This window comes from Candidatus Microthrix subdominans, from assembly GCA_016719385.1.
In the GTDB taxonomy this organism is placed as follows: Bacteria; Actinomycetota; Acidimicrobiia; order Acidimicrobiales; family Microtrichaceae; genus Microthrix; species Microthrix subdominans.
Genome location: JADJZA010000001.1, coordinates 463,060 through 475,644, shown reverse-complemented (window position 1 = coordinate 475,644; position 12,585 = coordinate 463,060). Strand labels below are relative to the sequence as shown.

At 68.8% G+C, this 12,585-nt stretch carries 14 protein-coding genes; 7 read left to right on the top strand and 7 right to left on the bottom strand.

Going from position 1 to position 12,585, the window contains the following annotated elements; translation table 11 throughout:
* Positions 1-91 precede the first annotated feature (91 nt).
* Together IPN02_02255 and IPN02_02250 are read left to right on the top strand one after the other, a co-directional pair.
* Positions 92-460, top strand: a complete 369-nt coding sequence (locus IPN02_02255) for a cupin domain-containing protein (GenBank protein MBK9295702.1) — start codon at positions 92-94, stop codon at positions 458-460.
* 18 nt (positions 461-478) lie between these two features.
* Positions 479-2,203 (top strand): NAD-binding protein, encoded by a 1,725-nt coding sequence (locus IPN02_02250; protein ID MBK9295701.1) that lies wholly within the window; start codon positions 479-481, stop codon positions 2,201-2,203.
* Positions 2,204-2,235: 32 nt separating this feature from the next.
* Here the strand turns inward: IPN02_02250 and IPN02_02245 are convergent, their stop codons facing one another.
* The 4 genes from IPN02_02245 to modA form a co-directional block, all read right to left on the bottom strand.
* Complete coding sequence (locus tag IPN02_02245) at positions 2,236-2,778, bottom strand: hypothetical protein (GenBank protein MBK9295700.1); 543 nt, start codon at positions 2,776-2,778, stop codon at positions 2,236-2,238.
* Positions 2,775-3,263, bottom strand: a complete 489-nt coding sequence (locus tag IPN02_02240) for a hemerythrin domain-containing protein (GenBank protein ID MBK9295699.1) — start codon at positions 3,261-3,263, stop codon at positions 2,775-2,777. The genes IPN02_02245 and IPN02_02240 overlap by 4 nt, the downstream gene beginning before the upstream one ends.
* Positions 3,214-3,558 (bottom strand): hypothetical protein, encoded by a 345-nt coding sequence (locus tag IPN02_02235; GenBank protein ID MBK9295698.1) that lies wholly within the window; start codon positions 3,556-3,558, stop codon positions 3,214-3,216. The genes IPN02_02240 and IPN02_02235 overlap by 50 nt, the downstream gene beginning before the upstream one ends.
* Positions 3,559-3,731: 173 nt before the next feature.
* On the bottom strand, positions 3,732-4,520 hold the full coding sequence (gene modA / locus IPN02_02230) for a molybdate ABC transporter substrate-binding protein (GenBank protein MBK9295697.1): 789 nt from the start codon (positions 4,518-4,520) through the stop codon (positions 3,732-3,734).
* Between the two features lie 119 nt (positions 4,521-4,639).
* Between modA and IPN02_02225 the strand changes: the two genes are divergently transcribed.
* A complete protein-coding gene (locus IPN02_02225) occupies positions 4,640-5,170 on the top strand; it encodes a PadR family transcriptional regulator (protein ID MBK9295696.1) in 531 nt (176 codons plus the stop codon).
* A gap of 31 nt (positions 5,171-5,201) precedes the next feature.
* Here IPN02_02225 and IPN02_02220 read toward each other — a convergent pair whose 3' ends face one another.
* On the bottom strand, positions 5,202-6,422 hold the full coding sequence (locus tag IPN02_02220; protein ID MBK9295695.1) for a metallophosphoesterase family protein: 1,221 nt from the start codon (positions 6,420-6,422) through the stop codon (positions 5,202-5,204).
* Positions 6,415-6,759: a hypothetical protein gene (locus IPN02_02215; protein MBK9295694.1), complete on the bottom strand. Its 345-nt coding sequence runs from the start codon at positions 6,757-6,759 to the stop codon at positions 6,415-6,417. Before IPN02_02215 ends, IPN02_02220 begins: the two co-directional genes overlap by 8 nt.
* A 316-nt stretch (positions 6,760-7,075) precedes the next feature.
* Between IPN02_02215 and IPN02_02210 the strand changes: the two genes are divergently transcribed.
* From IPN02_02210 to IPN02_02195, 4 genes are all read left to right on the top strand, one after another.
* Positions 7,076-8,410, top strand: coding sequence for a hypothetical protein (locus IPN02_02210; GenBank protein MBK9295693.1), 1,335 nt, complete (start codon positions 7,076-7,078; stop codon positions 8,408-8,410).
* A gap of 275 nt (positions 8,411-8,685) precedes the next feature.
* Positions 8,686-8,886: a cold-shock protein gene (locus IPN02_02205; GenBank protein MBK9295692.1), complete on the top strand. Its 201-nt coding sequence runs from the start codon at positions 8,686-8,688 to the stop codon at positions 8,884-8,886.
* A gap of 113 nt (positions 8,887-8,999) precedes the next feature.
* Positions 9,000-9,791, top strand: coding sequence for an enoyl-CoA hydratase (locus tag IPN02_02200; GenBank protein ID MBK9295691.1), 792 nt, complete (start codon positions 9,000-9,002; stop codon positions 9,789-9,791).
* Between the two features lie 10 nt (positions 9,792-9,801).
* Positions 9,802-11,379 (top strand): cellulase family glycosylhydrolase, encoded by a 1,578-nt coding sequence (locus tag IPN02_02195; GenBank protein MBK9295690.1) that lies wholly within the window; start codon positions 9,802-9,804, stop codon positions 11,377-11,379.
* Positions 11,380-11,390: 11 nt separating this feature from the next.
* Here the strand turns inward: IPN02_02195 and IPN02_02190 are convergent, their stop codons facing one another.
* Positions 11,391-12,473: a threonine aldolase gene (locus tag IPN02_02190; protein MBK9295689.1), complete on the bottom strand. Its 1,083-nt coding sequence runs from the start codon at positions 12,471-12,473 to the stop codon at positions 11,391-11,393.
* Positions 12,474-12,585: the final 112 nt, after the last annotated feature.

The following is a 12,585-nucleotide window of genomic DNA, read 5'->3' as shown; positions in this document are numbered from 1 at the left end:
GCAGGACGCGGCCGCTGTGACGGCCGTCAACGTTTGACCCTAGGCCCTGCAGGTCGGAGAACGATGGAATCCGCCGCGCGAGACTCGTCCCATGAAGCTGATCACCCTCGACAACGCTCCTGATTACGACCCCGAGCGCCTGGTGGCTCAGCCGTTCCTCGACGGTACGCAGCTGAACGCCCGGGTGATTCGCCTGAGCCCCGGCCAGGTGCTGCCGCCCCACACCCATGGGGTCTCCGAGCTGATGCTCTATGCCGCCGAGGGCGAGGGCCTCTTGGAGTCCGACCATGGGCCGGTGCGCTTTCGCACCGGATGCCTCGTCCTGCTCAGCGGCGACGAGGAACTGCGCATCTCCAACCCGGGCGACACCGGCCTGACGTTGCTGGCCTTCCTGGCGCCTCCTTTCCGCCCCCCACCGACACCTGATCCTCGCCGCACGGCCCGCCGAGGGCCCGGTTGATGGGAGGATGAGGGGCGGATGAAGAGCCTGGCGTTCGTTCTGAGCTATCTGGCGGGCCCGCTGCGGCGGCGCGACCGCCGCATGGTGGCGGTCCTGCTCGGCACCTTCGTGGTGCTCGTCGTCGTGTTCGCCGCCATCTTCCACGCCGTGATGGCCCAGGAGGGCCAGAACCACAGCTGGGCCACCGCCTTCTACTGGACGCTCGTCACGATGACGACGCTCGGCTTCGGCGACATCACCTTCACCTCGGACCTCGGCCGGATCTTCTCGGTGATCGTGTTGCTCACCGGCACCGCATTCCTCCTCATCCTGTTGCCGTTTGCGTTCATCCAGTTCGTCTTCGTTCCCTGGATGAACCGGCGCGACGCCAGCCGGGCGCCGCGCTCCATACCGGCGTCCACCTTCGGGCATCTGGTCCTCACCCGGCTGGGCCCCATCGAAGACGCCCTCATCCGCCGAGCCAAACAGGCCGACGTGGACTACGTCGTGCTGGTCGCCGACCTGACCGAGGCGCTCCGCCTGCACGACCAAGGGTACCGGGTGATGGTCGGCAGCAGCGACGTTCCGGAGACCCACCGCGCCGCCAGGGTGGCCAACGCTGCACTGGTGTCGGCGACATGGCCCGACACGACCAACGCCAACATCATCTTCACCGTCCGGGAGATCTCGACCAACGTCCCGGTGGTGGCCACCGCCACCAAGGAGGCGTCGGTCGACGTCCTCGAGATGGCCGGCGCCGATCAGGTGCTCCGGCTCGGTCAACTGCTCGGGCGGGCCATGGCAGATCGGACCCTGTTGCCCGACGGGCGAACGCACGTCATCGGTCAGTTTGCCGGGGTGCTGATCGCCGAGGCCCGGGTTGCCGGGAGCACCCTGCTCGGGCAGCGCATCGCCGATGTCGGGCTGCGCAAACGTCTCGGGGTGACCGTGATCGGCGTCTGGGACAAGGGGGTGTTCGCCATCGCCGTTCCCGACACCGAACTGACCGCCACCTCCGTGCTCATCCTCTCCGCGTCCCAGGACCAACTCGACGCCTACGACCGTTGCTACGGGACCGGATCGGACCTCCAGGGATCGGTGGTGATCATCGGTGCCGGGCGCGTCGGTCGAGCCGCCGCGGAGTCCTTCGACGAGGCCGACATCCCCTACCGGATCATTGACCAGCAGCCCGACCGGATACGCAACGACAAGTACGTCCTCGGCGACGCCGCCGACATCGCCGTGCTCGAGGCCGCCGGCATCCAATCGGCCACCGGGGTGTTGATCACGGCCCACGACGACGACGTCAACATCTACCTGGCGATCTACTGCCGCCGGCTGCGGCCCGACCTGCGGATCGTCGCCCGGGCCAACCTGGACCGCAACGTGTCGACGCTGTACCGGGCCGGTGCCGACGACGTGTTGTCCTATGCCTCGACCGGTGCCGCCGCCATGTGGAACGAGTTCCGAGGCAACGACACGCTGGTTGTCGCCGAGGGGCTCGACGTCTTCCGGGCACCGGTCCCCAAGCCGATGCGCGGCAAGACGCTGGCGGCGAGCGGGCTGCGCTCGAAGACCGGATGCAACGTCGTCGCCATCGAACGCGACGGCCAACTCGTTGGCAACCCGGGTGCCGACGTGGTGCTGAGAGCCGACACCAGCCTGGTGCTGATCGGCGACGACGCCGCCCGGGACCGGCTGGCCAACCTCGACGACGGGTGGCGGGCCATCCTGAACAACCGGCTGGCGAGCCTGCCCGACTGAGCCGACGGTCACTTTTTGGCGGGTTGCTTGCCTCAGCCCTCGAGCAGCTTGGCCAGGCGGGCGAGGGCGCCCAGCCCGCGCGACACGTAGCCGTCGGCGAGGACGAGGACGGGCACGATCGGCTCGGTGGCGGCCTGCCACGCCGCCCGCCACTGCCCGGCCAGGTCGGGGTCGGCGCTACCGGCGCCGAGGCCGTCGAGCGCTGCGGGGTCGTCGATGCCCCCGCCCCGTTGCCAATGGGCGTCAAAAATCCCTTGGCGCACCGCCGGGCGCGAGCCGGCCGGTGTTCCGGCGTAGCGCCGGGTGGCCAGCGCCGTGCTCACCTGCCGGACGGGCAGCCTGAGCCGGTCGGGCTCCCCCGGCGCGAGCAGGTCTCGAATCCGGTCGAGCTCCGAGGTCAACATGTCGGCCACATCTCCGGACACGTCGAGGCCGGCAGGTGGGATTCGGGTGTCGTGTTCGACGGCGCGCCACTCCCCCGACGCGACGCCGCGCCGCTCCAGCTCCCCGAGACGGGCGCTGGCCAGCGCGCTGAACGGGCAGTTGAAGTCGCCGTAGGCGGTCAGTTCGATCACGACGCTCCTTCGGCCAGCACTGCGGCGGCGGCAAGGTGCACGCCGGCCATCTCGTCCCATTCAGGTTCCTCGAAGTTGAACCTGGCGGCCGAGAACAGCTCCATTTCCTCCACCTCGATGTGCGATGCCAGCTCGTAGAACTCGCTGCGATCGAACCGGCCGGCGACCAGCGCCTCCCGTACCACCCGATGCTCCTCCTCGAGCGCTGCGCACGCGTCCTCGGCCAGTGCGCCGACTTCGAGCAGTTCCGGATAGAGCCCGGCCTCCTCTTTGATGACGTGCAGGTCGAGCAGCGCCAGCAGGCTGTCGAGCACCCCCGGGGTGGCCGGGTGACCCGTCCGGGCCGCCTCGGCCAGCTCCCAGGCCATGGCCAGGATCTCCACGTGCTCGGCGGTGAGCTCGGCGATCGGAGGGAACGCACGACAGCCGCAGTGATCACACATGGCCAGGTCCCCCACCGGCGGATCCCGGTGTGTGATGGCCATGGGTGCAGTGCATCTGTGCGACCGTCGCGTCGACCGCCACCATCTTGTGCTCCCACGACGATCGGTCGTCGCCGTGGAGGTGTTCGCTGACGATCGAGAGCAGTCGATCATCGGCGACACTCTCGTCATGATCGATGCGAAAGCACTGCTCGCCGATCGAACCGTTGACCGCAAGCACGCCCGGCTGGGCCATGAGCGACCGGGCCGTGTCGTTGAAGCACAACGAGCAGTTGGCACCGTCGAGCCGGATCTCGGTAGTGACCGGTCCGTCGTTCTCACTGATGGGGTTGCTCATGGGCCTCCCTCCCGGCGCCCCTACAACCGGGCAACGACTGCGTTCACCGGCCCGGCGGGCACCTCACGACCAAGAGTTCATATATAGCACGCGCTAGAACAACGGGAGCGTCGGAACACGGTGAGGCAGTGAGACGGTGAGACGGTGGGTGCCAGCCGGATGCCTCGGCCCGATCAGGGGGTGCCGAAGCCGTAGCCGGTCAGGATCTGCTGCCCCTCGTCGGACAGGACGAACTCTTTGAACGACTTGGCGCCGTCCCCGTTTGGCGCCCCGGCCAGCTGAGCGATCGGGTACTTGGCGACGACGTTGTCGTCGGCGGGGATGTCGATGCCCTCGACCCGGTCGCCGGCCGAGGTCACGTCGGTGACGTAGACGATGCCGGCGTCCAGTTCATCGCTGCCGATCTTGGTGAGCAACGCCCGAACGTCGGGCTCGTTGGTGTCGATCGCCGGCTCGACGCCGACGCCTTCGAGCGCCTCTCGGGCAAAGTCGCCGCACGGCACCTCCACGGCGCACAGCCCGATCAGCAGGTCGTCGTTGGCAAAGGCGTCGAGCCCCTTCACCTTGCCGGGATTGCCGGCCGGGACGGCGATCTGTAACTCGTTGGTCACGAAGATCTGCGGCTCGCCGGCGACCTCGTCGGCATCGACGACGTCGGCCATGTTGGACTCGTTGGCCGACGCGAACACATCGGCGGGGGCGCCGGACAGGATCTGCTCGCGCAGTGCCGAGCTACCGCCGAAGTTCAGCTGCACCTCGGCGTCCGGGTTGTCCTCCTCGAAGGCCGTCTTGATGTCGCCGAAAGCATCGGTGAGCGAGGCGGCGGCAAACACCAGCACCTCGCCCTCAACGTCGCCACCCTCGGCCTTCGGGGCCGCGTCGGTCTCGCCATCGCCGCTGCAGGCCACGACGCCCAACGCCATGATGCCCACCAGCATCGCCCTGCGAAGTTGCTTCATCATCAGGTACCCCTCGTTCGTGACCCACCGGTGCGAGCCGCAGTTTTAGTCTCATTGAGACTAGCGGTAGGGGCACAGTTCGGCGCATCCAACCTCCGACAGCGGAGCTACCCTGCCCGATGATGGGACCTCCAGACGCCTCCCACAACGGCCACCCCGAGCTGTCGCTGACCGAATGGGTGGTGTTGGCGGTGCTCGTCGAAGCCCCGATACATGGGTTTGCCATCGCCAAGGAACTTCGCCCGGACACCGACCTGGGCCGCATCCTGACCGTGCATCGCCCCCTGGTCTACCGGGCCCTCGACCGGCTGGTGGCCGCCGGGTTGGCCGAGCCCCACCACACCGAGCCCGGAGCGGCCGGACCCGCCCGCACCCTCCACCAACCCACCCTCACCGGCCGCCGGGCGGCCGACGCCTGGCTCGACCGACCGGTGACCCGCGTGCGCGACCTGCGCATGGAGTTTCTGGCCAAGCTTCGGCTCAACCAGCGCCGCAACCGGGATTTGTCCCACCTGGTCGACGCGCAGCGGAGCGCCTTGGCCGGCACCTTCGAGCGCCTCGAGGCACCCTCGTCCACCGACGTTGTCGACCTGTGGCGCAGCCATAACGCCGATGCGGCGAAAGCGTTCCTCGACGAGCTGTCCCAGCGCTGAGATCCGCCGCCGTCCGGCGACCATCCCGACCTCAGCCCCCGGCGTCCCCACCTGGATCGGCGGACGTAGGCGTCGAAGAGATGGTGACGCCCGGCGGTTTCGATGCGGTGGTCGATGGTGCGACCCCGTCGGCGGTGGTGGTCGGGGCCGTCGCGTCGGTCGTCGTCGTCGGCGAACTGGTCGTCGACGTGCCGAGGGGGCCGATGCCTTCGTCGACGTCGGAGCCGATGAAGTCGGCGTTGTCGCCGTTGCGGACCTTGTCGGTGATCACCCGGCGACGGATCTGCAGGTCACCGGCCGTGCCGACGATCTCGAGGTCGTCGATGGCGATCAGCTCGCCATCGCGGAAGCGCAGCAGCGCCGCGCTGGCCGGGGTGTCGCTGTCGACCAGCAGCGAGCCCAGCCCGGTGGCGCCGGTGGAACCGACCATCCACACCAGCGTGCCGTCCCGGGCGCCCAGCTGGGAGCGGTGCATGTGGCCGGCGATGGCGACGGGAACCTCGCCGACCAACTCGCGCAGGATCACCGGATTGTGCACGGCGAGCACGTCGGGCCGCTCGCTCCCCAACAGCCCGCTCACCTCCGGCGCTGCGGCCAGCTCGATCGACTCCCGCTCGTCCCTGGGCAGCGGGTCGGCCGTCGTGATCACCGGATCGTCAAAACCGGCGATCGTGACACCGTCGACGTCGACGACGGTGTTGTGCAGCGCGGTCACACCCGGCGTCGCCTTGATCGCCCGCCGGTTTGGGCGCGAGTCGTGGTTGCCGGCCACGAACAGGTACGGCACCGGGAAGTCGGCGAGCGCCTCGGCGTACACCCCCTCGAAGGACGAGCCGAACGACGTGGTGTCGCCGGTGTCGACCACTGCGTCGACGTCGAAGGTGGTGGCCAGGCGGCGGGCCAGCTGGGCACCGATCGGGTTGAGGTGCAGGTCGGAGATGTGCAGGATCACCACCTCACCCTCGGTGTCGGCGACCGACTGGGTGATGCCGGCGGAGTACAGCCCGGCCAGGCGGTCGGTCAGGGCGGTGACCCGCTGACCGAGCGGGCCGTCCGCCGTCGAGATGGACTGCATCATCTGGCGACCTGCGGTGAGCGGGCCCTGGTAGGTCAACTCGTCAAAGCGTTGACCGTTGAAGCCGGGCAGCGCCGACGCTGCCAGCCCCACCGCCACCGCGCCCCCGAAGACCGAGGCCCTCCCCGCCACCCCCCCCCGAGACCACCCCAAACGGATCACGGCGGCATCACGCACCCGCCTCGATCGGGCGCGAGCCAGGTGGGTTGCCTGGCGGCCCGGGTCGCTGCCCGAGCGGCGGCAGGCCCAGCGTGGTGCGGCCGCTCTGAGTAGGCCAGAACCCGATCGCCACCGACCCCGGACCCATGCGGTGGTCGGAGGTTCCCAGCCGAGGCGCCAACAGCAACACGGCAGCCGCCACCACCGCCAACGAGACGGTCACGCGCAGCCAGCGGCGGTACTTCGGTGGCTTCGACCGCCCCGGCGGCCCCGACGACTCGGTCGGGTTGAACGACTCGATCGGCTGCGGCGACGCGTCCGATCCCAGCCGATCCGGTTGCTCCGATGGGGCCACACCGAACGGTACCGCGCCACGGCGGATGGGCGATGCCCACGGGCCACGACTCGCCGGTGCCCAAAAGCGCTGCGGGACCTGGCAAGATCAACACCCGCCACACCCGAGGGAGCGCGAGCTGATGAAGCGAACCGGCATCGTGATGGGACTGCTCACCGTTGCGCTGCTGAGTGCGGCCTGTGGCGGCGGCGACTCGGCGGGCGAGACGTCGGCATCGACGACCAGCCCCGGTGACGAGACCGGCACCACCGGATCGGCCGAGCGCCCGGACGGTCCCGCCGCCACCTTTGGCGAGGAACTGACCGGCGGCAACGGCATGTCGCTGGTGTCGGCGGCCGAGGTGCCCGACCTGGCCGAGGCCGGCTACACCGAGACCGAATACGCCGTGGCGGGCACCGCGACCGCGTACGAGTCCGACGGGGACCTTCCCGCCGACGGCGCCTTCGAGCTGACCGAGACCGGGGAGGGCGAGTTCAACACCCGGGTGGTCGTTCGACGCCCGGAGAAGGCGGCCGATTTCAACGGCACCGTGATCGTCGAATGGCTCAACGTCAGCTCGGGCGCCGACGTCGCCCCGGACTACACCTACATGGCCGACGAGATTCTCCGGGGCGGATATGCCTGGGTGGGCGTGTCGGCCCAGCACATCGGCATCGAGGGCGGCGAGGTGGCGGTAGCCGCACCGGGTTCGGAGCTCACGGGCGCCGGCAAAGGGCTGGCCGCCTTCGACCCCGAGCGGTACGGAGATCTGAGCCATCCCGGCGACGCCTTCAGCTACGACCTCTACACCCAGGTCGGTCGGGCACTTCGAGCCCCGGGCGACGCCAGCCCGCTGGGCGATTTGAACGTCGAGCGCGTGCTGGCCGTCGGCGAATCCCAATCCGCCTTTGCGCTGACCACGTACGTCAACGGCGTGCAGCCGCTGACCCATGAGTTCGATGGCTTCATCATCCACAGCCGGGGCGGCGCCGCAGCGCCGCTGGGCGAACCGGACACCGGCATCGACATCGCCGGGACGGTGACGGGCGAGCCCACCACGATCCGCACCGACCTGGACGTGCCGGTGATCACCGTGCAGACCGAGTCCGACGTGCTGGGCGTCCTCAACTACTTTCCCGCCCGCCAGGACGACAACGACCGCTTCCGGTTGTGGGAGGTGGCCGGCTCAGCCCACGCCGACTCCTTCCAGATCGGCGCCGCCGAGCCGATGCTCGGGTGCCCGAAGCCGATCAACCGGGGCCAGCAGAGCTTCGTGTTGAAGGCGGCCCTCCGCGGCCTCGACGCCTGGGTGACCGACGGCGAGGCGCCCTCGAAGGCCGATCGACTCAACGTGGATGAGTCGGGCGATCAGCCCACCTACGTGCTCGACGAGGCGGGCAACGTTGAAGGCGGCGTCCGCACCCCGGCGGTGGACGCACCGGTCAACGTGCTGTCGGGGCTGCCCGCCGAGAACGCCACCGTCATCTGCATGCTGATGGGGTCGACCACGCCGATCCCCGCCGCCGAGTTGGCCGAGATGTACGACTCCCCAGCCGCCTACGACGACGCCTACGAAAAGGCGGCCGATGCCGCCGTCGAGGCCGGCTTCGTGCTCGACGACGACCGGGCAAGCCTCATCGAAGCGGCCCCGCCGCTGCCGGGCGAGGACTGACGCGCTGTCCGGAACGGATCGCTCCCATCGGGACGCCCAGCGAGACCACCGCATGTGACATTAATCACATCAGGAACCAACCGACCACCACGTTGCGACGGGTCGATCCCTGTCCGCTCAGCGATCGCGGGTCAATTCGTGGTTATCGAGCGCTCTCCAACCCCACGCCAAACGTGCCGTTGAGAGGCCCGATGACCGATTCGGGGTCGTTCCCGGGTTACGTTATGAGCTGCATCAACAATTTCGAGTTGGTGCGTACTACGAAAAGAGCAGCAATGACCACAGGTACCGTGAAGTTCTTCAACGCTGACAAGGGCTTCGGATTCATCTCGCGAGAGGGTGGCGACGACGTGTTCGTTCACTACTCCAACATCGCCGGCGAGGGCTACAAGAACCTCGACGAGGGCCAGACCGTCGAGTTCGACGTCGCCCCCGGCCGCAAGGGCGAAGAGGCTCAGAACGTTCGCGTCATCTGAGCAACCCCAAACCTCGGCTTCGGCCGTCGTTCTTCGAAATCGCCGGCCCCTCGGGGTCGGCGATTCGTCGTTTTGGTCGGCCGACGCTCCGACGGCGGGGGTACGGTCGGCCGATGGGCAACGACGATGACCAACCGCTGGTGCTGCGCTCCGACGAGGACCACGTCGCCACGCTGACGCTCAACCGCCCCGCCGCCCGCAACGCGCTGTCCGAGGCGATGCTCACCGCGCTGGCCGAGCGGCTGGCCGAGATCGACGGCGACGATGACGTCCACGTGGTGATCCTCACCGGCGCGGGGCCGGCCTTCTCGGCCGGACACGACCTGCGGGAGATCCGGGCCGACGACGACCCCGCCTTTCATGAGCGGCTGTTCGCCCGCTGCTCCGACGTGATGATGCACCTCGGCCACCTACGCCAACCGGTGATCGCCCGGGTGGGCGGCGTGGCCACCGCCGCCGGCTGCCAACTGGTGGCGTCCTGCGACCTGGCGGTGGCCGGCGCAACCGCCCGCTTCGCCACCCCCGGGGTGAACATCGGGCTGTTCTGCTCCACGCCGATGGTGGCGCTGACCCGGACCGTCGGCCCCAAGCACGCGATGGAGATGCTGTTGACCGGCGAGATGATCGACGCCGCCGATGCCCACCGCATCGGCCTGGTCAACCGGGTTGTGCCCGACGAGGCCCTCGACTCCGCAACCGCAGCGTTGGCCGCCACGATCGCCGCCAAGTCGCCGCTGACCATCGCCGTGGGCAAGGCGGCCTACCGCAACCAACGCGACCTGTCGGTGGCCGACGCCTATGCCCACACCTCCGGGGTGATGGTCGACAACCTGCAGGCCGACGACGCCGCCGAGGGGATCGCGGCCTTTCTCGACAGGCGTCCGCCCACCTGGACCGGCAGATAGGGTCCACCCGATGAACCGAACACTGCGGCGCCGAGGCGCCAACAGCCTGTGCGCCGTCGTGATGATCGCCGCACTGGCGCTGGTCGGCAGCACACCGGCGGGCGCCCAATCCGAGCCTCCCGAGATTGCGCCCTCGTCGCTCGGCCCGATCGGCCACGACGGCCGCTGGATGACCACCGCCGACGGTCGGGTGTTGATGCTGAACGGCATCAACTTCGTCGACAAGAACCTGTTGACCCCCGCCGGTTACGGCTTCGAGGACGATGACGGCGAATGGCTGGCCGCCAACGGCATCGACGCGGTGCGCCTGGGCTTCACCGCCGCAGCGGCCATGCCGACGCCCGGGGTGCTCGACGAGGACTACCTCGACGCCTTCATCGAGACCGTCGACATGCTCGAGTCGCACGGGCTGCTGGTGCTGATCGACCTGCACCAGGACGGCTGGGGCCCAACGCTTGGCAGCAACGGCTTCCCCGAGTGGATGACGCTGACGCACGGCGCCGAGAACACCGGCACACCGTTTCCGCTGTACTACATCACCAACCCGGCGATTCAGGCGGCATTCGACAGCTTCTGGGCCAACGAGAAGGGCCCGGACAACATCCCGCTTCAGGATCAGGTCGCAACGATCTTCACCGACATGGCGCAACGGCTGAAGGACAGCGACGCCATCCTGGGGTGGGACCTGCTCAACGAGCCCTGGCCCGGCACCAACTTTCAACCCTGCGGCGAGGTCGGCCCTGGGTGCCCCGACCAGGACGCCTCGTCCCTCGACCCCTACTACACACGCATGACCGCTGCGATCCGGGGCGCCGGTGCCGAGCAGTTGATTTTCGGTGAGCCGTGGGTGCTCTTCAACTTCGGCATGAACGCCACCAACATCGCACTGCCCGGCGGCGACGCCAACAGCGGCCTGAGCTTTCACGCCTACACCCTCGAGGACGCCAACGTCCCGGTGGTCATGGACCAGGCTCAGGCCTGGTCCAAGCGGACCGGTGGGGCGCTGTTGGGATCCGAGTTCGGGGCCGACCCCCGCCCGGAGTTCAACAACGGCATCATTGCGGAGTTCGACCGTGCGCTGATCCCGTGGATGTACTGGGCCTACAACGAGAACACGATCGGCAACCTCAAGGCGCCACCCGGACAGAGCGAGGCCGACGCCGTCGACGCGATCGTTCGTCCCCATCCGCTGGCGGTCGGCGGCACGCCCACCCGGCTCCACTACCAACTCACCGAGCGCGTGATGCGCTTCACCTGGGACACGACCGGCCCGGACGGCACGCAATCCCCAGCCGACACCGAATCGGTCTTTCAGGTGGCGCCGCGCACCTATCCCAAGGGCTACAAGGTGTTGACCGTCGGAGCGACGGTCACCTCCCCAAGCGACGCTGCGTCGCTGACCGTCGTGGCCGACGGGTCCGGTGACGAGCCGAAGGTGGTCGTCTACCCGGCCGACGCCGAGCCGCCCAGCCTCGACTTCCCAGAGGATCAGGCTGCTCCGTCCGACGACACGGCCCCGCCACCCTCACCCGACTCAAGCCTGTCGGCCCCCGATGTCGCACCGCTGACGCCGGTCTTCACCGGCTGACGCCCCCGGCCTCAGCCGGCGCCCCGCCCGGTCATCTCCTCGATGCCGGCCACGAAGGCATCGATGTCCTCGGGTGTCGTGTCCCACGCGGTCATCCACCGCACCTGGTGGCGGGCGGGGTTCCAGTCCCAAAAGAAGCTCCACGCCTTCAGTGGTTCGATCAGGTCTGCGGGCAGCGCAGGGAAGATGCTGTTGACCTCGGGTGACGCCCCGGCGTCGATACCGGGCAGCGTCGCCACGCGACGGTGCAACAGCTCGGCCATGGCGTTGGAATGAAAACCGAGCTCGAGCCACAGGTCGTCGGTGAGCAGGGCGCTGAACTGGGCGGCGAGAAAGCGCATCTTCGACGGCAGCTGCCCAACCTGTTTGCGCACGAACTCCGACCCGACCGCAACCTCCGGGTTGAGGAACACGACCGCCTCGGCGCCGAGCGAGCCCACCTTGGTGCCCCCAAACGACATGGCGTCCACACCGGCATCGATCGTGAACGATCGCAGCGCCGCCCGGGTTCCGCCGAGCGACGCGGTTGCGTTGGCGATGCGGGCCCCGTCGAGGTGCACGAGCATGCCCAGCTCGTGGGCGGTGTCGCACAGCGCCACGATCTCGTCGACCGTGTACAGCGTGCCAAGCTCGGTGGGTTGGGTGATGCTGACGACCCCCGGCTGAGCGTGATGCACCTGGCCCCGGTAGGCAGCCGCCTCCCGCAGCTGATCCGGCGTCAGCTTGGCATCGTCACTTGGAACATCGACCAGCTTGGTCGACAGGATGCGTTCGGGTGCCGCCGTCTCGTCGGTGTGGATATGGGCCCAACTGGAACACACGATGGCCTGGTTGGGACCGCCGTGGGTTGCCATCAGGCATGCCAGCGCTGCGACATTGGCGCCGGTGCCGTTGAAGGTGAGCCGGGTGACGACCTCCGCGTCGAACAACCCGACGAACATCTCCTCGCAATGGGCGGTGTGGGCGTCCTCGCCATACGCGAGGCAATGCCCCGCGTTGGCGGCGACGACCGCGTCGAGCACCGCCGGGTGCGCACCGGCCGCATTGTCGCTGGCGAAGGAACGGGACGGCGGATCAACGCTGGGACCTGGCATCCCCGTCGGTTTATCACCCTGCTGCTGCGACGTTGGGTGCACACCCGTCGTCGCCGACCCCCACATCAGAACTCTGGTAACTTGCCGCGGCGCGGGTCGAACACTTGATGTC